Source organism: Vagococcus fluvialis bH819, from assembly GCF_900163795.1.
Taxonomy (GTDB): domain Bacteria; phylum Bacillota; class Bacilli; order Lactobacillales; family Vagococcaceae; genus Vagococcus; species Vagococcus fluvialis_A.
Window position 1 is genome coordinate 1 of record NZ_FWFD01000020.1, and the last position, 23808, is coordinate 23808.

25 protein-coding genes and 1 other RNA gene are annotated in these 23808 nt (G+C 33.3%); 5 read left to right on the forward strand and 21 right to left on the reverse strand.

Translation table 11 applies throughout. From position 1 onward, the window contains the following. Positions 1–141: 141 nt before the first annotated feature. The 4 genes from FM121_RS13665 to gpsB all read right to left on the reverse strand — a co-directional run bounded on the left by FM121_RS13665 (position 142) and on the right by gpsB (position 3705). The gene (locus FM121_RS13665; RefSeq protein ID WP_086952748.1) at positions 142–1641 is read right to left on the reverse strand and encodes a carboxypeptidase M32; all 1500 of its coding nucleotides are present in this window, start codon (positions 1639–1641) and stop codon (positions 142–144) included. Position 1642: 1 nt separating this feature from the next. Further along, entirely contained in the window at positions 1643–2797 is a 1155-nt protein-coding gene (locus tag FM121_RS13670; RefSeq protein ID WP_086952749.1) for a THUMP domain-containing class I SAM-dependent RNA methyltransferase, read from the reverse strand. Between the two features lie 87 nt (positions 2798–2884). Next, an RNA gene (gene rnpB / locus FM121_RS13675) (RNase P RNA component class B) lies at positions 2885–3251 on the reverse strand. A gap of 31 nt (positions 3252–3282) precedes the next feature. Next, positions 3283–3705, reverse strand: coding sequence for a cell division regulator GpsB (gene gpsB, locus FM121_RS13680; protein ID WP_086952750.1), 423 nt, complete (start codon positions 3703–3705; stop codon positions 3283–3285). 264 nt (positions 3706–3969) lie between these two features. Between gpsB and recU the strand changes: the two genes are divergently transcribed. Together recU and FM121_RS13690 are read left to right on the forward strand one after the other, a co-directional pair. Further along, positions 3970–4593, forward strand: a complete 624-nt coding sequence (gene recU, locus FM121_RS13685) for a Holliday junction resolvase RecU (protein ID WP_086952785.1) — start codon at positions 3970–3972, stop codon at positions 4591–4593. Further along, positions 4583–6823 carry a PBP1A family penicillin-binding protein gene (locus tag FM121_RS13690; RefSeq protein ID WP_086952751.1) on the forward strand — a complete coding sequence of 747 codons (2241 nt, stop codon included), beginning with the start codon at positions 4583–4585 and terminating at the stop codon, positions 6821–6823. The genes recU and FM121_RS13690 overlap by 11 nt, the downstream gene beginning before the upstream one ends. 99 nt (positions 6824–6922) lie before the next feature. On the opposite strand, the gene nth is transcribed toward FM121_RS13690, so the two are convergent. The 9 genes from nth to FM121_RS13735 form a co-directional block, all read right to left on the reverse strand. Beyond that, complete coding sequence (nth, locus tag FM121_RS13695; RefSeq protein WP_086952752.1) at positions 6923–7561, reverse strand: endonuclease III; 639 nt, start codon at positions 7559–7561, stop codon at positions 6923–6925. Between the two features lie 12 nt (positions 7562–7573). Beyond that, on the reverse strand, positions 7574–8281 hold the full coding sequence (locus FM121_RS13700; RefSeq protein WP_086952753.1) for a DnaD domain-containing protein: 708 nt from the start codon (positions 8279–8281) through the stop codon (positions 7574–7576). A gap of 39 nt (positions 8282–8320) precedes the next feature. Next, positions 8321–9496 (reverse strand): glycoside hydrolase family 3 N-terminal domain-containing protein, encoded by a 1176-nt coding sequence (locus tag FM121_RS13705; RefSeq protein ID WP_086952754.1) that lies wholly within the window; start codon positions 9494–9496, stop codon positions 8321–8323. Between the two features lie 59 nt (positions 9497–9555). Beyond that, positions 9556–10185, reverse strand: a complete 630-nt coding sequence (gene upp, locus FM121_RS13710) for a uracil phosphoribosyltransferase (RefSeq protein ID WP_086952755.1) — start codon at positions 10183–10185, stop codon at positions 9556–9558. Positions 10186–10264: 79 nt separating this feature from the next. Beyond that, positions 10265–11503, reverse strand: a complete 1239-nt coding sequence (gene glyA, locus FM121_RS13715; protein WP_086952756.1) for a serine hydroxymethyltransferase — start codon at positions 11501–11503, stop codon at positions 10265–10267. A 52-nt stretch (positions 11504–11555) separates the two neighbouring features. Beyond that, entirely contained in the window at positions 11556–12587 is a 1032-nt protein-coding gene (locus tag FM121_RS13720; RefSeq protein ID WP_086952757.1) for an L-threonylcarbamoyladenylate synthase, read from the reverse strand. A gap of 15 nt (positions 12588–12602) precedes the next feature. Further along, entirely contained in the window at positions 12603–13448 is an 846-nt protein-coding gene (gene prmC, locus FM121_RS13725; RefSeq protein ID WP_306298138.1) for a peptide chain release factor N(5)-glutamine methyltransferase, read from the reverse strand. After that, positions 13441–14511 carry a peptide chain release factor 1 gene (prfA, locus tag FM121_RS13730; RefSeq protein WP_086952758.1) on the reverse strand — a complete coding sequence of 357 codons (1071 nt, stop codon included), beginning with the start codon at positions 14509–14511 and terminating at the stop codon, positions 13441–13443. The genes prmC and prfA overlap by 8 nt, the downstream gene beginning before the upstream one ends. Before the next feature lie 41 nt (positions 14512–14552). Continuing rightward, on the reverse strand, positions 14553–15131 hold the full coding sequence (locus FM121_RS13735) for a thymidine kinase (protein ID WP_086952759.1): 579 nt from the start codon (positions 15129–15131) through the stop codon (positions 14553–14555). 164 nt (positions 15132–15295) lie between these two features. Between FM121_RS13735 and FM121_RS13740 the strand changes: the two genes are divergently transcribed. After that, positions 15296–15907, forward strand: coding sequence for an FMN-dependent NADH-azoreductase (locus tag FM121_RS13740; RefSeq protein ID WP_086952760.1), 612 nt, complete (start codon positions 15296–15298; stop codon positions 15905–15907). A gap of 59 nt (positions 15908–15966) precedes the next feature. On the opposite strand, the gene FM121_RS13745 is transcribed toward FM121_RS13740, so the two are convergent. Together FM121_RS13745 and FM121_RS13750 are read right to left on the reverse strand one after the other, a co-directional pair. Beyond that, entirely contained in the window at positions 15967–17121 is a 1155-nt protein-coding gene (locus tag FM121_RS13745) for an AI-2E family transporter (RefSeq protein WP_086952761.1), read from the reverse strand. Between the two features lie 15 nt (positions 17122–17136). Then, on the reverse strand, positions 17137–17496 hold the full coding sequence (locus tag FM121_RS13750) for a PTS glucitol/sorbitol transporter subunit IIA (protein WP_086952762.1): 360 nt from the start codon (positions 17494–17496) through the stop codon (positions 17137–17139). A 154-nt stretch (positions 17497–17650) separates the two neighbouring features. On the opposite strand from FM121_RS13750, the gene FM121_RS13755 reads away from it, so the two are divergent. Continuing rightward, the gene (locus FM121_RS13755; protein ID WP_086952763.1) at positions 17651–18676 is read left to right on the forward strand and encodes a lactonase family protein; all 1026 of its coding nucleotides are present in this window, start codon (positions 17651–17653) and stop codon (positions 18674–18676) included. Between the two features lie 100 nt (positions 18677–18776). Here FM121_RS13755 and FM121_RS13760 read toward each other — a convergent pair whose 3' ends face one another. Together FM121_RS13760 and FM121_RS13765 are read right to left on the reverse strand one after the other, a co-directional pair. Beyond that, complete coding sequence (locus FM121_RS13760; RefSeq protein ID WP_086952764.1) at positions 18777–19715, reverse strand: NAD(P)-dependent oxidoreductase; 939 nt, start codon at positions 19713–19715, stop codon at positions 18777–18779. 63 nt (positions 19716–19778) lie between these two features. Then, a complete protein-coding gene (locus FM121_RS13765; RefSeq protein ID WP_086952765.1) occupies positions 19779–20603 on the reverse strand; it encodes a LysR family transcriptional regulator in 825 nt (274 codons plus the stop codon). A gap of 116 nt (positions 20604–20719) precedes the next feature. Here FM121_RS13765 and FM121_RS13770 point away from each other — a divergent pair, with 116 nt between their 5' ends. Further along, complete coding sequence (locus FM121_RS13770) at positions 20720–21727, forward strand: YeiH family protein (protein WP_086952766.1); 1008 nt, start codon at positions 20720–20722, stop codon at positions 21725–21727. A 52-nt stretch (positions 21728–21779) separates the two neighbouring features. On the opposite strand, the gene FM121_RS13775 is transcribed toward FM121_RS13770, so the two are convergent. The 4 genes from FM121_RS13775 to FM121_RS13790 are packed head-to-tail and all read right to left on the reverse strand — an operon-like array spanning position 21780 to position 23802. Then, the gene (locus FM121_RS13775; protein WP_086952767.1) at positions 21780–22325 is read right to left on the reverse strand and encodes a cysteine hydrolase family protein; all 546 of its coding nucleotides are present in this window, start codon (positions 22323–22325) and stop codon (positions 21780–21782) included. Positions 22326–22340: 15 nt separating this feature from the next. Beyond that, on the reverse strand, positions 22341–23033 hold the full coding sequence (locus FM121_RS13780) for a 5'-methylthioadenosine/adenosylhomocysteine nucleosidase (protein ID WP_086952768.1): 693 nt from the start codon (positions 23031–23033) through the stop codon (positions 22341–22343). A 21-nt stretch (positions 23034–23054) separates the two neighbouring features. Next, on the reverse strand, positions 23055–23243 hold the full coding sequence (locus FM121_RS13785) for a hypothetical protein (RefSeq protein ID WP_086952769.1): 189 nt from the start codon (positions 23241–23243) through the stop codon (positions 23055–23057). A gap of 10 nt (positions 23244–23253) precedes the next feature. After that, the gene (locus FM121_RS13790) at positions 23254–23802 is read right to left on the reverse strand and encodes an NUDIX hydrolase (RefSeq protein ID WP_086952770.1); all 549 of its coding nucleotides are present in this window, start codon (positions 23800–23802) and stop codon (positions 23254–23256) included. Between the last annotated feature and the right edge of the window lie 6 nt (positions 23803–23808).

Sequence of the window (23808 nt, forward strand, 5' to 3'; positions counted from 1 at the left end):
AGTTGTCATAGGAGTAGATTTTTTATTCCGGACTACATCAGCGTGATGAAAAAATCACATTGTTCCAAGCAACTGGAGGAAATTAAAAAAGCACATCTAAAGCTAGCTGTTAGGCCTAACTTTAGATGTGCGCCAAAAAACTTATTTCACTTGATACACATCAAAATATAACTCTCTCATATAATCAATTAAATATTGAGGGTTTAAGTTTTCTCCTGTTGCGTCCATAATTAATTGATTTGGTTTTCTTGAACTGCCATATTGGTGAATGTTTTCAGTTAACCATTCACGAATTGATGAATAATCGTCTGAAGCTAAAATTTCTTCTACATCCATTACTTTGTTCATCGCATGATGTAATTGAGCTGCATACATATAACCTAGAGCATATGATGGGAAGTAACCAAAGCTACCTCCTGCCCAGTGTACATCTTGTAGGATACCCTCTAAATCATTTTCAGGGCGGATTCCTAAATATTCTTCGTATTTATCATTCCAAATTTTTGGAAGGTCCGCCACATCAATTTCATCGTTAAAAATCATTTTTTCGATTTCATAACGAATAATAATATGCAGTGGGTAAGTTAATGAATCTGATTCAATCCGAACAAGGCTTGGTTTTGTTTCTTTAAGCCCTTTGTAGAACGTATCGTTATCAATCCCTTTAAATGTATCACCTGTTAATGATTGTAAAAGTGGGTATTGTTTACTCCAGAACGCTTTACTTCCACCGACAATAATTTCATTGAATAATGATTGTGACTCATGAATCCCCATAGATGTTCCACCAGCAAGTGGGGTGTAATCATACTTAGCGTCAACATGTTGTTCGTACATGCCGTGACCTGCTTCATGAATTGTTCCAAACGTTGCCATAGTAAAATCATTTTCACGCCATCTTGTTGTAATACGAGCGTCATTACGGTTTAAGTTCAACATGAAAGGATGAACTGTATCATCTAAACGTCCTTTAGAAAAATCATAACCGATTCTTTCAATAACTGTTGTGATGAACTCTTTTTGATTTTCGATTGGCACATTGTAGCTGACAAAATCAGTATGTGGTGCTGTCCCTTTTTCTTCAATCTCAGCTCTGATTGCCATAATACCGTCTTTCACTTGTTTAAAGACATCATCTAAAATTGCGGTTGTCATGCCTGGTTCGTATTGATTTAAAAGAACGTCATAGTTTGTCGCTTCAGATTTTTTCCATAGCGGAATAAATTCTTTCGTCATTTTAATAATTTCTTCTAAAGTTTCTTTGTAGATAGCGTAATCTTTAGCTTCTCTAGCATTTACCCAAATACTATGCGCATTTGATGTTAGTTTTGAGAAAACTTGGAAACGATCCACAGGAATATTATTGTTTAAATCAAAATTCTCTTTGGTTTTAGCGTAAACTTGTTTACCAAAATCTGACAACTCGTCTTGATTGGCTTCAAAATAAGTTAAGTAATCTTTCATGGTTTGGTTCGTTGATTTCTCAAAAGCCATTCCTGATAAATAACTAGTCATCTCAGAACGATAAGATGCCCCTTTTTCAGGCATACCAGTTTGACTATCCCATTCAGATAATCCCACAGCTTCTTGAAGCAATGAAATTTCTTTTAAATAAGCTAAAAATTCTTGCTCTTTACTCATTTTATTCCCTCTCTTCTCTTGGTTTTCTTGGAGGTCGTGTGCCCCAATATTGAAATAGGTCCGTACGTAACGCACCGTTATATAGTTTTCTTTTCTTAGTCGATCTTGGGCCATAATGTTTTTCAAAAGTTAAATCACTGGTTAAGAAATATTTACTCCAAGTTGGCATTGAACGATATGTTTTGCCCATTAATTTATACAGCGCCTGAACAGTTTCTTCTTCACCCAAACGTTCACCGTATGGCGGATTGGCAACAATAACGCCATACTCTTTATCTGTCGTAAAATCACTTAAATTCATTTGTTTAAAGGTAATATCATCACCTAATCCAACTTCTTCTGCATTTCGTTTTGCAATAGCAATCATTTTAGGATCAATATCTGTTCCCATAATATCCAGTTCAGTTTCGTAATCCACTTTACTTTCAGCCTCAGCGCGAACTCTATCTACGACAGATTTATCTACCCATGGCCAAGATTCAAACATGAAATCACGATTAAACCCAGGTGCCATGTTACGGCCAATTAAGGCTGCTTCAATACAAAATGTTCCTGAACCGCATACTGGATCATAAAACGGACGATCTTTACGCCAATTAGTTAATTGAATAATAGCCGCTGCCATATTTTCTTTAAGTGGCGCACCACCTTTTTCGAGACGGTAGCCACGTTTAAACAAACTTGGACCAGTTGTATCTAATGTAATAGTCACTTTATCTTTAAGTAAAGCTACCTCAATTGGGAACTTCACACCTGTTTCAGGTAGACGACCATATCTTGAATAATAATCACTCAAACGATTAACAATCGCTTTTTTAGTAATTGATTGGCAATCTGAAACACTAAAAAGCGTTGATTTAATCGATTTTCCAGCAACTGGAAATTCAGCATCCATTGGTAAAATATCTTCCCAAGCAATTGCTTTTGTTTTTTCGAACAATTCTTCAAAGGTCGTTGCTTCAAATTCAGCTACAATTATTTTTACACGATCTGCTGTTCTTAACCATAAGTTGGCTGTTGCAATGGTTGCAATGTCACCATTAAAAATAGCTTTACCATTTTCAACTTGACACTCAATACCTAAATCCCTTAATTCTTTACCTACTAGCGCTTCAATCCCACTAGCAGCAGTTGCAACTAATTTATATTGCTTCATTTATAATCTTCCTTTTTTTTAAAATTTATCTATAAAAAAAGCCTTCCAAAAAATAAATTAAGGAAGGCAACCCTGAATGCTGTAGTTTTCTATAAGCCATGTTCTGTATTAATAATCGTCAGGAACAATTATTAACGATAACCATCTGTCTACAGATTACTCTGTCCCTTTTCTAGGTTCAATTCCCTGAAAAAGGTGCCCCTACCATAAGTTTGGGTTGCTCGCTCGAGGGGTTTACCCGTTCCACTAATTTCATTTCTAAAATTACTTCGTCACTGTGGCACTTTCAAGAATACTCCAGCATAGCTTGACACCTTAGCTGTTTTTTCTGCCGTTATTCTTTATTCAAGAATACCTTAACTTATTTTTTCATTAAGCACGAACACTACAAACATCTCAGTTTGTGCGAGCATGGACTTTCCTCAACTTTTGACAGCTGCGATTATCCGAAAACTACAGATTACTATTTATTTCATTTTTTATTCTTAGAAACGTCTTGTTGCATCTAGATCTTCTTTTTCATCTAATACTCGTTGTGCTGCATTGTTTAGCATACTTTTAGCATTATCAGAAATATCAGATACTGGTGTTTCTTCTAATTTACTCCCAAAAACGTGTTTTTCCAAATTAGATAAACGTTTTAGAATATCAAAATTAGTCACTGCTGTTGTTTTTGGTGCATCTTGTTTCATTCTTGATAAAGTTGCTTGATTTTGAGTCAATTGATCCACTTTGTTAACTAAGCGATGGTTTTCTTCTTTTAAAGCCAACAATTCTTGATTATAAGCTTCATAATCTTTGATAACATTATCTAAAAACTCATCAACTTCAATTGGATCATAACCTCTGACTTTAGTTTTAAACTCTTTTTGTAAAATATCTCTAGCTGAATACACTAATTTAGCCAATTAACACACCTCGTTTTTAATTACTCACTAACACTGATAAAAAACACAACATAATATTTCAATTGTATCTAATTATTTTTAATAAATCAAATTGAAAGTTGTTCCATTCATATACACTATAAAGATTTTTTCCTTATAAAACAACTATTTTATTAAAAAATTTTAAAATAAGTGATTTATTTTAAGTAAAAAGCAAGTTTTAACTTATTTTCTTTTCAATGTAATAAATTTTTTGATATAATACTGACTAGGAGTGTGATATATCTGACTATAAATTATCCTAAAGGAAGCCTTAATCGAACATTTCAAAATAGTAATAAAAAGCAAAAGAAATCTGTTACCTTTGCTAATCGTGGAATGTCTTTTGAAGCTGAAATTAATCAAACTAATCAATACTACTTAGATAAGGGAATAGCTGTTATTCACAAAAAGCCTACACCCATTCAAATTGTTTCTGTTGATTACCCTAAAAGAAGTGCTGCAGTTATTAAAGAAGCCTACTTTAAAGAAGCCTCAACAACTGACTACAATGGCGTTTATAAAGGTAAGTATATTGACTTTGAAGCTAAACAAACAAAAAACAAAACATCTTTTCCATTAAGTAATTTTCATGAACATCAAATCATTCATATGAAAAATTGTTTAAAACAAGATGGGATTACTTTTGTTTTAATTTACTTTTCAACCAATAAACGTTACTTTTTAGTTTCTGCTAGTGTTATTATTAATTTTTGGGACAAACAAACTATTGAAGGTAGAAAATCAATTCCGCTTTCTGATATTGAAAAAAAAGGATTTGAGATTCACCCAGGATTTGTTCCTAGAATTCCATATCTTAACATTTTAGATCAACATTTTATCGAAGGAGATTATTTTAATGGAGAATAGACCCACGGGCAGAATGAGACCCGAAAAAAGAAAAAAAAGCAAAGGTAAAATAGTTCTTATCACATGCATTATTTTACTTACTTTAATTTGTATTCCTTTGGTTATTGGTAGCGCTACTTTTTTCTACTACGTAAAAGATGCGCCTGAATTAAATTTCAAAAAACTTGAAGATACTCGTTCTTCAATTGTTTATGATATTAAAGAAAGTCCTATCGTCACTCTTGGTGAAAAAAATCGAGAGGTTATCAAACCAAATGAAATTCCACCAACAATGAAACAAGCAGTTATTTCTATTGAGGATAAACGGTTTGAAAAACATATTGGAGTGGACCCAATACGTATTATGGGAGCAGCTGTTTCAAATATCAAAGGAAATAATCGTCAAGGTGGTAGTACATTAACGCAACAACTAATCAAGCTTTCTTACTTTTCTCATAAAAAAGAAGATCAAACGATTAAGAGAAAGGCACAAGAGGCTTGGCTTTCTGTTGAATTAGAGAAAAAAAAATCAAAAGATGAAATTTTAACCTACTACATTAATCGCGTTTATATGGCTAATGGTGTTTATGGAATGAAAACTGCTTCAAAAACTTACTATGGTAAAGAGTTTGGTGATTTGTCATTAGCCCAATATGCATTACTTGCTGGTATTCCACAAGCGCCTAATGATTATGATCCTTATACACAAAAAGATAATGCTAAAAAAAGACGTGATGTCGTTTTAAATGAAATGTATAAAGATAAAAAAATATCTGAAACAGATTATAAAGCGGCTATTGCTGAACCAATTGATACTGGTTTAATTCCGTTAAAAGAAGATTCTACTTTAGATATCGTAACGGATAATTACATTACCGAAGTTATTAAAGAAGTTGAGAAAAAATCGAAAAAGAATGTTTATACTGATGGACTTAAAGTCTATACAAATATGGATATGGAAGCTCAAACTTATCTATATAATTTAATTAATAATGAAAATTCAACTATTAATTTCCCAGATGATAAATTTCAAGCCACAGCAACACTTGTTGATGTGAAAACAGGAAATGTCAATGCTCAAATTGGTAGTCGAAAAGTACCAGACAAAGGTCTCCGTGCTAGAAATGGTGCTGTAGAAAACAAACGTGACATTGGTTCTACAACAAAGCCTTTGGTTGCTTACGGTCCCTCTGTTGAGAATCTAAATTACGGTTCTGGCGAAATTTATGTCGATGAACCTTATAAATACAAAAGTAATGGTGAATCCGTTTATAACTATGATCGATCATATCGTGGATCCTTAACCATGAGAGAGTCTCTTGTTGACTCACGTAACGTTCCTGCATTGAAAGCTCTGGATGAAGTCGGTACTGATCAATCAAAAGATTTCATCAAAAAATTAGGTTTTGGTAATGACGTTTATGAATCATCTGCCATTACAATGCAAGGTTCTTCGCAGCAATTAGCCTCAGCCTACGCTGCTTTTGCTAATGGTGGTGTTTACTACGAACCTTCATATGTTAGTAAAATTGTTTATGAAGATGGGACAGAAGAAAAATTTGAACCAAATGGTAATCGTGCGATGAAAGAATCAACTGCCTATATTATCACCGATATGTTAAAAGATGTTATTATTAGAGGTACTGGTGTAGATGCTCAGGTACCACAACTTATTCAAGCTGGAAAAACAGGTAAATCTAACTATTCAGATGAAGACCTTCCTAAAGTAAAAGGTTACGGTGTTGGTTCTCCAGATGTTACATTTGCTGGCTATACACCTAAATATTCATTTGCTGTTTGGACTGGTTATAACGATTATCTCGAACCAATTCCAATTGCCTATGAACAACTTGCTATGGATATTTATCGTGAGTATATGACTTTCTTATACCAAAATCTTGAAGTATCGGATTGGAAACAACCAGAAGATGTAACCAGAGTTGGCAACGAAGTCTACTTAAACAGTCATGTTGGTTCTCAAGGCAAAAAAACTTACAATACATCATACAGTTCGTATTCTTCTGAAAGTTATGCGCCAATTAATGAAAAAGAATCTGAGAAAGTTGCTCCTCCAGAGTCTTCTGTTGCTCCACCTAAGGAATCAGTCGCTCCTCCAGAGTCTTCTGTTCCGCCAAAGGAATCAGTCGCTCCTCCAACAGAATCATCTTCTATCCCTCCTAAGAAGGATGAAGAAAACGAAAATAATAATAATAACGGCGGAGAAAATCCGCCTCCTAAAAAAGCAAATTAAAAAAAGCGATTCAGAAAATTATTTCTGAATCGCTTTTTTTATAGTCAGAGGATTAAAAATCTGCTCAGAGCAAAACGACTTTTGACCACCCTCTTCTTACTATATATTTTTTTGACCTTCAGGACAGAGATCTAATAACGGACAACCTTCACATTTTGGTTTCCTTGCTACGCAATGATACCTACCAAATAAAATGATAGTATGATGTGCCTGAATCCATCTGTCTTTCGGTATTTTTTTCATTAAAGCATCTTCCACTTCAACTACCGAAGCAGATTGTTTACAAATTCGTAACCGCTTAGCCACACGTTCAACATGGGTATCCACAGCAATTGCGGGGACTCCAAACATATCTCCAGCCACAACATTTGCCGTTTTTTTTCCTACTCCTGGAAGTTTAATCATCTCTTCAATGGTTTTAGGGACTTGTCCATTATATTCTTTTACAAGCAATTGAGATGTTTTTATTATATTTTTAGCTTTATTTTTATATAAACCAATTGTTTTAATCCGTTCCATTACATCTTCAAGGGGAGCTGCTGCTAAAGTTTCTGCTGTGGGATACATTGAAAATAAATTAGGTGTCGCTTTATTAACTGATACATCTGTCGCTTGGGCACTTAATATCACAGCAATTAAATATTGAAAAGAAGACTCATGATCTAATTCCCCTTGCGCATTTGGAAACATCATTTCCATTCGGTTTAGTGCTTCAACTGTTTTTTTTCCAGATAACATCTACTCACCTACTTACGATTGATTAGGATTTAACCAGTTATGTAGAGGCACAAAAGGTAATTCCTCTTCCTTATTATTAGATTCATTTTGGGCATCTATTTGAGATAACCTTTTCTTTTGATCCTGTTGAACTTGTTGTTTTGATTTTAAATTTTTACGTTCCCACGATAATAAAATTCGGTCAATATACTTCAAACTATAGGCTTGATTTAGTACTGCTTCTCTCAAAGCAAGTTCAATTAATTCAACTTCATATTTGTCCTGATTCAGCCAACTTTGAATTGTTTCATATTCAATAGGTGATAAAGGTCGGCCAAATTCAATCTCAAATGTTTGAAAAAGAGTTGTCACCTTATTCTCACTTTTAATTTGAACTTCCTTTTCTTGTTGTTGCTCTAAATAGTTAGCTAATTTGTCATAAATTAACGTTAAATCATATCGATCTTCCGTTTGTCCTTGCTGATTCATCAATGTTTCTATGGAGATAGCTCCTTTATCATTCAATCCTTGAAGTAAGCGATACAAGTCTTCAACAGGCGTTGTCATGACTTCAGAAACCAAGTTTAAATCAGGAAAATAGTTACCTTCTTGACTGCATTTAAGTAATTGAATATAGAATAAAAATTCTTGGTCTGATAGTCCAATTTTTTTATAATTGGTTAATAATAAATTTGATATAGTTGTCATATCAGCTTTCAAAAAATCTTTAATACTTAGCATGAAACACTCACTCACTTTCTTATTTAGTATATCAAAGTATTATGGAAAAGAAAGTAAACCAAGCTCATACTTCCATTTAATTACTCTAGTTACTGATTCATCTATCCGTTTTTTTAGTTCTTCATTTTTGGCCATTTCTTCTAAAATAAAAGGTATTTGCTCTTGATAATGAGAGGTCATGACTAAATCATTCCCTGATAATATGGCATCTAAGGCACCTTCCTTTTGTGTCGTAAAATCTGTTAAGCCTGCCATATCCATATCATCTGTCATAATAACTCCTGAAAATTTTAAATCGTTTCTTAGTATATCATGTACCGGTTTTGATAAAGAAGATGGCTTTTTATCGTCTACATCTTTCAACACATTGTGAGAAACTAAGATACTATCTGCTCCAGCCCTTATCCCAACTTCAAAAGGTAACCAATCATTTTTTCGTAACTCCGCTGCTTTTCGATCATCATAAACAATTTCAGTATGGGAATCTTTATTATCTCCATAACCTGGAAAATGTTTTAATGAATTACCGATTTTCTCTTCATTCATTACACTAACCATCGCAGCTATTGCTAAACTTGTTTCATCTGTCGGTAAACCCAAACTCCGATCATAAATAAAGCTTTCTTTTTCTGTTGAGACATCCGCTACCGGTCCTAAGTTCACATTAATACCAAGCTCCTTTAATTTTTCAGAACGTTCCTTCGTGTCTTTCTTAAGGCCCTCAAGACCATCTTCCTTATAGATTTCTTGCGGAGACTTAAAGGGTGTAGCGATGATATCTCTATTTGGACTGATACGAGTTACTGTTCCCCCTTCTTCGTCACTTGCAACAAGAAGAGGAATCCTGCTCTTCTTCTGAAAACCATTTATTTTATCTGTGAAACTAATCTTTGTTTCTTTTTCAACATCACGACCGAATATAACAACGCCACCTGGATTGTACTTTTCTATATCTGATAATACATTTTCTTCTGGAATTCTAATTAAAAATAATTGACCCACTTTTTCTTCCGCAGAAAGTTGATTGACGTAGTCAGTAATTTCTTCATTGCTTGACTTCCTTTTAGGTTGTTCTGTTTGTTTTACTTCACTTGTACTTGTTTGTTTTTTATTTGTTTCTTTAATATCTGTTTTTTGATATTCTTTGACTAATAAATAGCTGATACCACTTATCAAAAGAATGAATATCAAAATAATTTTATACTCTTTTTTCATTACTAACTCCTAAAATAAAAAGAAGCTAACTAAATGTCAGCCTCCTTATTTTTTGTTTTCTACTTAGTACCAAATAAACGGTCGCCGGCATCTCCTAAACCAGGAACGATATAACCAGCTTCATCTAATTTTTCATCTAATCCTGCTGTGTATATATCAACATCTGGATGTGCTTCTTGAAGGGCTTTGATACCTTCTGGAGCTGCAACAAGACAAACAAATTTAATATTGGTTGCCCCACGTTTTTTTAGAAGATCGATTGCCATAATAGCAGATCCTCCTGTTGCAAGCATTGGGTCAACTACGAATAATTGACGTTCTGCAATATCAGCTGGCAATTTAACAAAATACTCAACTGGTTCTAGTGTTTCTTCGTCACGGTATAAACCTACATGACCAACTTTAGCAGCTGGAATTAATTCTAGCATACCATCTACCATGCCAATCCCTGCTCTTAAGATAGGAATAATAGCTACTTTTTTTCCTGATAATGTTTTTTGAATTGATTTACCAATTGGCGTTTCAATTTCAATATCTTCTAAAGGCATGTCACGAGATACCTCATAAGCCATTAACATAGCAATCTCATCGACTACTTCACGAAAAACTTTTGTTCCACAATTTTTCTCTCTTATAATTGTTAATTTGTGTTGAATTAGCGGATGATCAATAACTTGAAATTTTCCCATATCGCGATTCTCCTTTAAAATTTATTCTTATCTATTGTATCGAAAAAATAGGCAATTGACTAGTCAATTACCTAAAATTTTATTTATAAAGTGGATGTTTTTCTATTAGTTCTGAAACTGCTTCACGAATTTTAGACAGTTCGGCTTCAGTTTCGTAATTTGAAAGCGCATCAATTATTAATTCAGCAATTTTTTGAGCATCTTCTTCTTTGAATCCACGAGAAGTAATCGCAGGTGTTCCAATTCGAATACCACTTGTTTCAAACGGACTACGACTTTCAAAAGGAATTGTATTTTTATTAACCGTAATATGTACGCTATCTAGAATAGCTTCTGCTTGTTTACCAGTTAAACCAAATCCAGTCACATCAATTAATAATAAATGATTGTCTGTATCTCCACTAATTAATCTCGGACCAGGTGTTTGATTAATCACGCGAGCCATTGATTTAGCATTACTTACGACTTGCTCACTATATTCTTTAAACTCAGGTAATAACGCTTCTCTAAAGGCCACAGCTTTACCCGCAATAACGTGTTCTAAAGGTCCACCTTGAATACCTGGAAAAATATTACTATTAATTTTTTTAGCTAAGTCAGCATCATTGGTTAAAATAACGCCACCGCGAGGCCCTCTTAGTGTTTTATGCGTTGTTGAGGTAACAACATCAGCATAAGGCATTGGATTTTGATGCAAGCCAGTAGCAACAAGTCCTGCTATATGAGCCATATCTACCATTAATTTAGCACCCACACTATCAGCGATTTCTCTAAAACGTTTAAAATCTATTTCTCTAGAATAAGCACTTGCACCTGCAACAATTAGTTTAGGTTGATGCTTTCTAGCTAAAATTTTGACGACTTCATAATCAATAACTTCAGTGACTGGATCTACACCATAGGAAACAAAATTGTATGTTTTCCCACTAAAGTTAACTGCTGAGCCATGAGTTAAATGACCGCCAGCTGTTAAATCCATTCCCATAATCGTGTCACCTGGCTCAACTAAAGAAAGATACGCTGCTGTATTGGCTTGTGATCCTGAATGAGGTTGTACATTGGCAAAATTAGCATCAAACAAATCACAGACACGATCAATAGCTAAATTTTCTACAACATCGACAAATTCGCATCCTCCATAATAACGTCTACCTGGATATCCTTCAGCGTATTTGTTTGTTAAAACACTTCCTTGTGCTGCCATGACTGCTTCTGATACAAAATTTTCTGAGGCAATTAGCTCAATAGTGTTCTCTTGACGATTTTTTTCATTTTCTATAGCATCCCACAAAACTGCATCTGATTTTTTATAATCCATTAATAAAAGCACCTCACATTCATTATTTACACATATTGTATCATAAAATAACTTATTTTTGATATTTTTTTTGATTAGAAGCTTTCTTTAGTCGATTCATATAAGCTAAACCTTCGTCTTTTTCTGAATACGTTTCAGCTAATATAATATCTAAAGATGGAGTCTTCTCATCCAAACTCCTTAAACCAGCAAATAAATGCTGCATTGCTTCTGTCACATTTCTATTTTTTGATAACAAATAAACATCATCATAATTAGTAACTTTAGACAGTTGTTTTTCATTAACTAGCAGACCAACTTTTTTCTCGTTTATTCGATAATAATCAATCGCCTCTTGCCAATTACTTTCTAGATAATCAATCATAACAACTGGGGTTTTTGGTGAATAGTGCTTGTATTTCATTCCTGGAGCTTTAGGTGCTTCTTTCTCGCTTAAGATATGTTCATCCATTAGAACTGGGCCAATGACTTCTTCTAGCTGTTTTTTTGTGATCGCTCCTGGTCTAAGAATAGTTGGTTGCAAGTTAGGTTGGGATAAATCTAAAACAGTTGATTCCACTCCGACTTGACAAGATCCACCATCCAAAACACCAAAAATTTTACCTGCTAAGTCATGATAAACATGTTCTGCTGTTGTTGGACTTGGTAATCCTGATGTATTAGCACTTGGACCAACCAGTACTTTATCCGATTTTTCTATTAACGATAAGGTTAATTGATTATTCGGCATTCTGAACGCAGCTGTCTGAAGCCCACCTGTCACAACACTAGGGAGCACTTTTTCATTTTTTAACGGAAAAATTAAGGTCAACGGACCTGGCCAAAATGTGTCCATTAATTTTTGAGCTGTTTTTGAAAAATTCTCTACAAAAGTTAAAATTTGTTCAATTTCAGACACATGAATAATCAGTGGATTATCACTTGGTCTTCCTTTAGCTTGGTACACATTTTTTACTGCTTGTTCATTTGTTGCATCCGCTCCTAAACCATACACAGTCTCTGTTGGAAAAGAAACAAGCTCTCCTGCTTTGATTGCTTCAACTGCTTCATTAATTTCTTTTGGATGGATTATTTTAGTCTCCATCGTTAGCACTTCCTTTTATATCACTTTTATCATTCTATCTTGTCGATTCATATCTTGAATAATTTCCACTTTTTTTTGTGGAAATTGTTCTTGAAAAATATCAGCTACTTGTTTTCCTTGTAGGTAGCCTATTTCTAAGTAAATTTTTCCATTCTCAGCTAAATGTTCTTTAGCTTCAACTGCTATTTTTTGATAAATAGCTAAACCATTATTTTCAGCAAATAATGCTGTTTTTGGTTCAAATTCACGAACTGATTGATCCATTACTTCCCATTCATCATAACTGATGTACGGCGGATTAGAAACTAGAATATCAATTGATGAATTATGTTTGAAATGACTTAACACATCACTTTCCACAAAATTAATTGAGGCGTCTAGTAATGCAGCATTCTCTTCAGCAACATTTAGCGCACCCTTTGAAATATCTAGTGCGACGACTTCCCAACTAGGTTTTTCTAATTTCAAAGAAATCCCAATAATTCCTGTTCCTGTCCCTATATCTACCACTAATTTTGAGCTATCTTCATTCTCTTGACAAATCATCTCGACTAGCTCTTCAGTTTCTGGTCTTGGAATTAAAGTATCTTCACTCACTTTAAATCGTCGACCGTAAAACTCACATGAGCCAATCAAATATTGAACTGGAACATGTTTAATAATCTGATTTATATCATTTTTATAACTGATGATTTCCTCAATAGGCATCACTTTTTTAAAGTTCAATAGTAACTCAGTTTTTGTCCATTTTTTTCGCTCTAATAAAAGATACTCAGCCACATAGACTTCTTCATTTTTTTTTTCTAAAAAAGAAGAAGCCCAATTAAGGACTTCGAAATATGTTTTTGACACATTAACCATTTAATTTTTCCAACTGTTCTGTTTGATCATAAATAATTAATGCATCAATAATTTCATCTACTTTACCAGCTAAAATTTGATCTAATTTTTGAATCGTTAAACCAATTCGGTGATCGGTTACACGGTTTTGTGGGAAATTGTATGTTCTGATACGCTCTGAACGATCTCCAGTACCGACTGCTGATTTTCTAGTCGCATCATATTCACTTTGGCTTTCGCTAATCATTTGATCAAAGACCCTAGCACGTAATACTTTCATTGCTTTTTCTCTATTTTTAAGCTGAGAACGCTCATCTTGCATCGCAACCGCAATTCCTGTAGGTGTATGTGTTAAACGGACAGCAGAGGCTGTTTTATTAACATGTTGTCCACCCGCTCCAGATGCATGATAAATATCTACACGAATATCTTTATCTGCTAATTCTAATTCTACCTCTTCAGCTTCTGGTAGAACAACAACTGTGGCTGTTGATGTATGAACACGACCTTGAGATTCAGTCGATGGAATACGTTGAACACGGTGAGCGCCACTTTCATATTTTAGTTTAGAAAAGACACTTGTACCTGAAATCATGATAGTAACTTCTTTATATCCACCGATATCAGTGATATTAGCATCCATTACCTCAAATTTCCATCCTTGTGCAGCCGCATAACTTTGGTACATCTCAAATAAATCACCAGCAAATAAAGCCGCTTCATCTCCACCAGCTGCTCCACGAATTTCCATGATAATATTTTTATCATCGTTGGGATCTTTTGGTAATAGTAAAATTTTTATTCTTTCTTCGATTTCATCTTTTTCTGCTTTATATTCAGATAGTTCTTCTTTTGCCAATTCTTGTAACTCATCATCCAATTTTTCACCTAGCAGTTCCTCTGAATCCTTGATTCCTTGAATGACTTCTTTATAACGACGATATACTGCTACTGTTTCTCTTGTATTAGCCTCTTCCTTAGATAATTCCATAAAACGCTTTGTATCACTAACAACTTCAGGGTCACTTAATAATTCCCCTAATTCTTCATAACGATCTTCAAGAGATTGTAATTGATCGAACATTTAATTCTTCCTTTCTAATTGCTTTATTCAAATAAGATTTTTTAACGATCTATAATCGGTGGGTTTAAATAATGCTTTCTACAGACTGGAAAATAACTTTCATTTCCACCAATTTGAATTTGCTCACCGGTATAAACTGGTTGGTTATCATTCAGTCGTAAATTCATTGTTGCTTTTTTATGACAAAACCAGCAAATTGTTTTTAATTCTTCAATTTTATCTGCATAAAGTAAGAGATACTTTGAGCCTTCAAATAGCTCATTTTTAAAATCATTTTTTAAGCCAAATGCCATCACTGGTATATCAAGTTCATCTACAACTTTTGCAAAAGCTATTACATGATGCTTTTCTAAAAATTGTGATTCATCTACTAGTATACAGTATGGTTTAAAAGGTAATGAGGCTATTTTATCATAAATATCAGTCTCATGAAAAATCGGGATGGCTTCTCTTTTTAAGCCAATTCGACTTGAGATAACCCCAACTTCATCTCTCGTATCTAAACCACTTGTCATTAAAATAACTGGTTTATTCTGCTCTTCATAGTTATGGGCAACTTTCAAAATTTCAATTGTCTTTCCACTATTCATTGCACCATGCTTAAAAAAAAGTTGCGCCACTTCTTCTACTTCCCTTCTTTATCCTATGATAGTATACTGTAATTTTCAAAAAAAAGCATTATCTTAACTACAAAAAAACAAAATTATCTTAAAGTTCCTTTACTTTTTTTAGTTTTGTCGTTATAGTATTTACGGACTAACAAAAAATAAGTTGGAGGTAAATTATGTCTAATCTTTTAGTTATCAAAGCACATCCATTAACAGCTAAAGAGTCACGCTCAGTAGCAACTTTGGAGTCATTCATTACATCATATAAGGAACACCAACCAAACAGTCAAGTAACTGTTGTTGATATATTTGAGGAAGATATTCCTGAGATTGATAAAGCATTATTCGAAGCTTTGGGAAAAGCTAATAGTAATCAGGAATTAAGCACTGAGCAAGTAGCCAAATTAACTCGTTTTAATGAATTAACAGAACAATTTGTTAATGCTGATAAAATTATCATTGCTAACGCTTTATGGAATTTAAACATTCCCACACGTTTAAAAGCTTGGATTGACACCGTTGTTGTTAAAGGCAAAACATTCAAATATTCAGAAACTGGACCAGTTGGACTTGCATCCGATAAAAAATTATTACATATTCAATCAAATGGCGGTTCTTTCCATGGAAGTGATCCTGCCACACAATATATAAAAACAATTTTTGGTTTTATGGGTGTCACGGATATTCAACATATTTTTATTGAGGGCGTGGATCATCAACCGGAAAAAGCTGAAGAGATTATCGCTAAAGCTAAAAACGAAGCCATCACATTGGCTAAAACATTTTAATTAAAACTACTTATAACAAGAGTATTTACTAGTAAATAAAGGAACTGTGATATAAATAATCACAGTTCCTTTTGTGCTTCCTCTTCATATAATCCAGAAACTTCTTTATACCATGTAAAGGCATGGGTAATAATAACCTTCAAGGCAGCATAAGCTGGGATTCCTAAAATCACACCCATCACACCGTAAATTTTTCCAGCAGAAAGTAAAACAAAAATAATTGTTACTGGGTGAATTTCTAATTGACTTCCTAAAACAAGAGGAGAAACAAATTTCCCTTCGATTGTTTGCTCTAGAATAAAGACAACAATCACCGCAACCAACATTTTTGGTCCATCTACTAAAGCTAGGATAATCGCAGGTATTGTCGCTAAAGCCGAACCAACGTATGGTATCAGATTTAAAAAACCTGCTAAAATGCCTAGTGCCACGCTGTATTTAAGCCCGATTACTGAAAAACCAATAATAAACATGACTGCTACTGCAAAAGCTACAGTAACTTGACCTCTAACATAAGAAGATAATTGTTTGTTAATGTCTTTTAAAATATTAATCGTTGGTTTTCTAACTTTAGTTGGTAAAAACTGAGTCACATAAGGTGATAATTTTTTTCCATCTTTTAATAAATAAAAGAGGATAAAAGGCACAGTCAACACAGTAACTAAAATATTAGCTACCGCACCAACAACATTTCCAATTCCTACAAAAGCATTTTTAGAAACTGTTTTAGCAATTGTGTTGATTGAAGCAAAGAATTCATTTATAGCATTTTCTATTTGATCACTAAATTTATCAAAAATAGAAGCATTGAAAAATTCAGTTGTTTTTACTTCAATTGTTTGCCAATAAGTTGGCCATTCATTTAAAAAACTAGTTGTTTGATGCTCTAATTTGGGAATGAGGATGATAATTCCCCAAGCAATCAAGCCAAGTATCAAAATGAAAAGCAATGAAATTCCTAAATTTCTATTGATACCTTTTCTTTCCATCATGTTTACAACAGGATTCAGTATGTAATACAGTAAGCCTGTAATAATAATTGGTAGGCTGACAATGCCTATAAATTGAGTAATAGGCTCAAATAAAGGTGATACTTTGGTAAATGTTAAAATGATCAACAAACAAAGTAAGATAATTAAAAGTACCGTAACAAATTGATTATTTAAAAACCACCTTGAAAACCACGTTCCTCTTTTCTCATTTTCTGTTTTCATAAGATCCTACTCCTCTTACTCTACGCCGTATGTAATAATAGTTCCCTGTTTTACCACTGGTAATACAAAAGGTTCTACATATAAAGCATTAGCTAATTGATCTTCTTCTTCACTATTTTTAAAAACAATTGAGACATGTCCCATTGCCTTCAAATGTTGATTCGCCACAGGACCAACTTGAATAACTCTATATTCCTGCTCGTCAAAGCGAATCATATCTCCCACTTTAACCTCTTTTATTTCTTGTTCTTCAAACTCTTGAATAATCGCATGTTTTTTTAATGCCTCTGTTGCACTTGTATCAAATAAAATTAATAAAGGCTCTTCCTTATTAATTGCTTCTGCTCCAATTGACTTTACGATCGATTGCATCATTTTCTACACCTCTTTTATAAATTTCAATACAAAATAAGTATAGCATACCTTCCCCTTTGAAAACTTTTTATCTGATTATCGAGTACGCTTTTTTTCTTAATTTATTTTATTATGTTATAATTTTCTTGATAATAAGGAAAGGGTGTTCATAGAAATGCAAAAAATGATTCTAGGATCATATACTAAAAAAAAGAGTCAAGGGATTTACACAATAGAACTAGATACAGCTAAAAAAGAATTGGTTAATTTAACTCCAATCATCAAAGAAGATAATCCAACATTCTTAGATGTGTCAGATAACGAAACAATTTACGCCGTATCAAAAGAGGGGAATTTAGGTGGCGTTGCAGCCTACAAGAAGGAATCTAGTGGTTCTTATACATTTTTAAATCGTGTCACTGAAGAGGGCGCACCACCTTGTTATGTCGTAGTCGATGAAGCAAGACAACTAGTCTATGGCGCTAATTATCATAAAGGTCTCTTAACTTCATATACAATTAATGAAGATGGTGCTTTAACTTTAGCTGACCATATTCAGCACGAAGGAGATGGCCCTCACGAAAATCAAAACGGCCCTCATGCTCACTATTCTGATTTAACACCAGATGCTCGCTTAGTCGCTTGTGATTTAGGAAATGATACTGTTTACACATATGATGTTTCATCTGAAGGTAAATTAACTGAAGTTTCTAAATTCAAAGCGAAACCCGGAACAGGCCCACGCCATTTAGTTTTCCATCCAAATAATCAAGTAGCTTATTTATTTGGTGAATTATCTAGTGAAGTTATTGTTCTGTCATATGATGAAAATACTGGTTCTTTTACAGAAAAACAAGTTATTTCAACATTACCAGAAGGGTTTTCTGATTTTAATGGCGGTGCTGCTATCCGTATTTCTCAAGATGGTCACTTTTTATACGCATCAAATCGTGGTCATAATTCACTAGCTGTTTATAAAATTTCAGAAGATGGTTTAACAATCGAATTAATTCAATTAATTTCAGTTGAGGGCGATTTCCCAAGAGATTTTGATATCACACCAGATCAAAATTTTATCGTCTTAGCTAATCAAAATACAGATAATTTAACATTATTCGAAAGAAATGAAGTAACTGGAGAGTTATCATTACTCCAAAAAGATATTTTTGCACCAGAAGTTGTATGTATCAAATTTATCTAAATATTAAAAAGCACAAAAATTAAAAAAATAATTTTTGTGCTTTTTTATTTTCAGAACTCATTTTTATACCACCATTTATAAAAGAGTCTGATTTTTTTATTTAATTTATTTCATTCTTAATTACTTTTTTCTTTTCAATATAAGAACATAAATTTTCCATAAAGATTGGATAAAGACGTTTATAATATTGATCTGAAATTCCCGATGAGTGAGGAGTTATCAACACATTGTCTAATTTCCAAAGAGGACTGTTTTCTGGAAGTGGCTCGATTTCAAATACATCTAAACCAGCGAAGGCTATTTTACCATTTTGACAATAATCAATTAAATCTGCCGTCTTAACTGTACTTCCACGACCAACATTAATAAAAATAACACCCTCTTTCATCTCTTCAAAGAGCGTACTAGAGAAAAAATACTGAGTTTCATCTGTTCCTGGTAATAAACCAATGACAATATCAGCCTCTTTTAATCTTTGTTTGATATTTTCTTGTGTCAAAATATCATCAAAACCTGGAACTTTTCGACCACTCCGATTCACACCAATAATCTTCGTATGGAATACTTTTAAAATTTCAGCCAAGCGCTCTCCAATATGACCTGTCCCAACAATCATAATTGTTTTACCAAATAAATCTGTGCCTGTTTTTGGCTTTTTCCATAATGATTTTTCTTGATTAACAGCAGCCTCTTTTAAGTTTCTTGTATGAGCAAATATCATCCCTAAAATAGATTCACTTAATTGATTTATATGAACCCCACTTGCATTTGTTAATATTATCTGACGTTTTTTTATCGTTTCTAAATCCAAATGATCAACGCCTGATGATTGTGCTTGAATCCATTTTAAACAGCTGGTTGGAGACATTAGAATCTTCTTGCCGATTGTTTCATCCCAGCCGTACATCACTTCAACCCTATCTATCGAGCCCTTAAAATCTTCTAATTTAATAACTTCATATTTTGATGTCTTTGACTTCATGTTTTCTAATTCTTTATCTGTCAATGGAACTGAAACTAGTATAACTGCTTTTTCCACTTAAAACGCCTCCTAATTTTTACTCATCTACCATTGTACACAATATCTCGATAATACGCTTACTTACTTACTTTTATTCTCATAAAACAGTTCAATAGCTTTTGCTACTTGCTCTAGTTCCTCGTCTATCAAATCATTTTGTTTTAGAAAATAAAAATAACGAAAATAACCTGTTCCTAACGTTTCAAACGCTAATTTTTTAGTCACTGCACGTTTTGAAATTAAACTTTTTCCAATTCCCTCTTCTAGTAATTTAATTATCATTTCATTATTCTTTACATAAAAGTATTCAGGTTTTATATTTTCCACTAACAAATAATTCTCCATATAATGAAAAACACCAGAAGTTGCTTCTCGACTTAACCATAAATCACTGCTTAAATTCCCTGCTATGACTAATTCATCTTTTTCAATTTTTGTCCGAGAAACGCCATCAGTTACAATTGGTTTTTCAATGAATCCAAAATCTATTTGATGTTTTTCTAAACTTTCTAAGACTTCTTCAGAATTTTTCATGTCTAATTCGAAAATAATTTCTGGGAAAAGAGTCATCAATTGTTTAATTAGCTCTGGTAAATAATAAATTGAAAATGTATTAGAAGCACTGATTTTACAAAGCTTTTTTTCTTGCTGATTTGTATTCACTAATTTAACAGTTTCCTGCCAATCATCGGTTAAATTAAGTAAACGTTGATAAAGAATGTCTGCTGACTCAGTAGGTGCCATCTCTTGTTTTCCTTTTCTTCTGAAAAGTGTACACCCTAATTCTTCTTCTAATTGTTTTATTTGATTAGAAACAGCTGGTTGCGAGATAAATAAAATTTCGGCTGCTTTTGAAAAATTTCTTGTTTCATACGCTTTTCTGAAAGTAATCAATAATTTAAACATTTCATCACCTACTATTATTTTTTGTTATAATTAATATTCTAACTATATATTTCTCAAATGTAAAAAGAAACGTTATACTTTTTTTATTAATTAAAAAGAGAGTGTGACGAATCATTATGGAAAAAACAAAAAAAATAATACCTGGATTAGCTTTATCTTTTATCGTAGCTGGTATTAGTAAGATAATTGCCATTTGGCTACCAACCATTGGTGCAGCAACTATTGCTATTTTACTGGGAATATTACTAGGAAATACCTTTTTCAAGCAGCCTTTTCTAGGTAAAGGAACAAAACTTGCTGAAAGTTTGCTACTAGAACTATCTATTGTTCTTCTTGGAACAACAGTAACCTTTCAAACAATCGCTCATATGGGATTTAATGGGATCGGTTTTATCATCTTACAAATGACTGGCACCATTTTGGCTGTTTACTGGCTTGGAAAAAAAATGGCTTTTTCAAAAAAAATGAGTTTACTTATGGCAGGTGGAAATGCAGTCTGTGGCTCTTCTGCTATCGGAGCAATTGCCCCTGAAATCGATGCAACAGATGAGGAAAAGGGACAAATAATTACTCTAGTTAATTTACTTGGAACAGTCTTAATGCTACTCCTTCCCTTCATTGCAACAAACATTTATTCCGATGTTTTAACAAAAAGTGCTTTAATCGGTGGAACACTTCAATCTGTCGGCCAAGTTGTTGCTAGTGCTAGTATGGTTAGCCCGGAAGTTGTTGAGTACGCAACACTATTCAAGATTATGCGGATTATTTTTTTGGTTGTTGTGGTTTTTGCCTTTTCTAAATTCACAGAAAAAGATCGAGTCCTTGCTTCAACTTCTGAGCAAATTGAAACGAAGAAAGAAAAAAAATTACCTTTACCTTGGTATATTATTGGCTTCTTACTTTTTTGTACGATCAATAGTATTGTGACGTTACCAGAAAGCATTAGTGCTGTTGCTCATCAAGTAAGTGGTTGGTTTGAGATTACTGCCTTAGCTGCCATTGGGTTAAGACTAGATTTTGCTAAATTTTTCAAAGAAGGTATTCGATTCTTAATTTATGCTTTGCTCGTTGGTGTGATTCAAATTATATTAGCTGTTATCTTAATTCAATTATTCCATATTTAACAATAAAAAAAAGCGTTTGACATAAGCAAAAAAACTTATGTCAAACGCTTTTTTATCTAATTTCAGCACCTAGTGTATTTTTAAAATGTCTTAGAGCCCAGCGATGGCCTTCTTCATCAAAACTTTGGACACAAGATTCGTGAATAACAATATCATAGCCTAGATTATAAGCATCAACAGCTGTATGTAAAACACAAATATCAGTACAAACACCTGTTAAATGTAGTTTAGTAATCTTGCGTTCACGTAAACGAATATCTAAATCAGTTCCACTAAAAGCAGAGTAATGTCTTTTGTCTAACCAATAAATATTTTTTTGATGCACATTTTGCTCATAAATTTTTGCTAAAGAACCATACAATTGTCTACCTCTTGTTCCTATCACATTATGCGTTGGAAATAAATTATTCTCTGGATGGTAGGTATCTGTAGGATCATGACCATCAATAGCAAAAACTACAAAGTCTCCCTTTTCAATAAATTCTTGCGTTATGGCAACTAACTTAGATTCAATTTGTTGTCCGACTTTCCCAGTTGTTAATCGTCCATCATCTGCTACAAAATCATTCGTATAATCAATTGATAATAAAGCTTCCATCAACTAATCCTCCTACTAATCTATTTCAGCAATTAAAGCTAATACCATTTTTGCTGATTTTTCTCCGGCTTCAATAATAAATTCATCAAAATTCACACTAGCATTTTCGTCACCCACGTCACTCATCGCTCTAATCACAACAAAAGGTTTTTTATACTGGTAGGCAACGTGAGCTATAGCAGCGCCTTCCATTTCATTAGCTAAACAATTAGGAAAGTGTTCTTTAATTTCATGAATTTGTTTTTCACTACTTACAAACGTATCTCCTGAAACAATCAAGCCCACACGCGTATTTAACATCGCACTACTTGACGCTTCCATTGCAAGTTGAACTAACGTCTTATCTGCTTCATAATATAAAGGCATTTGAGCCATTTGTCCGTATTCATAACCGAAAGCTGTTACATCAACATCTGAATAAGCGACCTTGTCAGAAATTACCAAATCTCCAATTGATAACCCTTCACCGATACCACCTGCTGAACCTGTATTGATCACAACATCTACATCGTAATGACTAATTAAAAGTGTGGTTGTAACCGCTGCTAATGTTTTTCCAATGCCCGATCTTGTTAAAACAACTTCATATTTTCCTAACTTTCCAGAATAAAAGCTTGCTCCCGCTTCTTCCCATGTTGTTATCTCTGTTAATTCATTTGCTAAAATCTTAACTTCTTGTTCCATTGCACCAATAATTCCTATTTTCAAAAAAGACACTCCTTTAGATTATTAAAGTTTTAATACAGCATATATAGTGATAGCTAATAGAATAGCAACAATCACAATCGCCTTATTCAACCACGTATTACGCTTTTTATTTTTATTAATTGCCCTTACTCGACTTCTGGTCAAGATTTGCTCTTCCACTTTTTTCTTTGGCAAGTCATCTACATTAGACTCTTTATTTTTTCTAAACATATTAAACTCCTTATTTACTTTGCATTTCCCAATATAGGATAGCATATAATGTTTTAGCATCACAAATTTCACCAGTGATTATTTTTTCTTTTGCTTCATCTAATGTTAACTCCATTAATTCTAAAAATTCATCATCGTCTTGGGGTAATGGATTATCTACCTTAACTAAGTCTTTAGCCTCATATAAATATAACCATTCATTAGAAAAACCAGGAGATGAAATAAATTTAGCGACTTGTTTCATTTCAGATGCTTGATAGCCTGTTTCTTCTTCTAACTCTCTTTTAGCTGTCTCCATAGGGATTGTTTCATTTTTTTCTATTTTACCAGCAGGAATTTCCAAGATACTTTTCTCAACTGCTTTGCGGTATTGTTTCACTAATATCATCTTATTCTCTGGTGTAATAGCTATTATTGCTACTGCCCCATTATGAAATACTAGTTCTCTTTTTGATGTTTCACCGTTTGGTAATAATACGTCATCAAGAACTAGGTCGATTATCTTGCCTTCATATAAAACTTCTCGATTAATTGTTTTTTCTTCAAATTTATCTTTCATTATTTT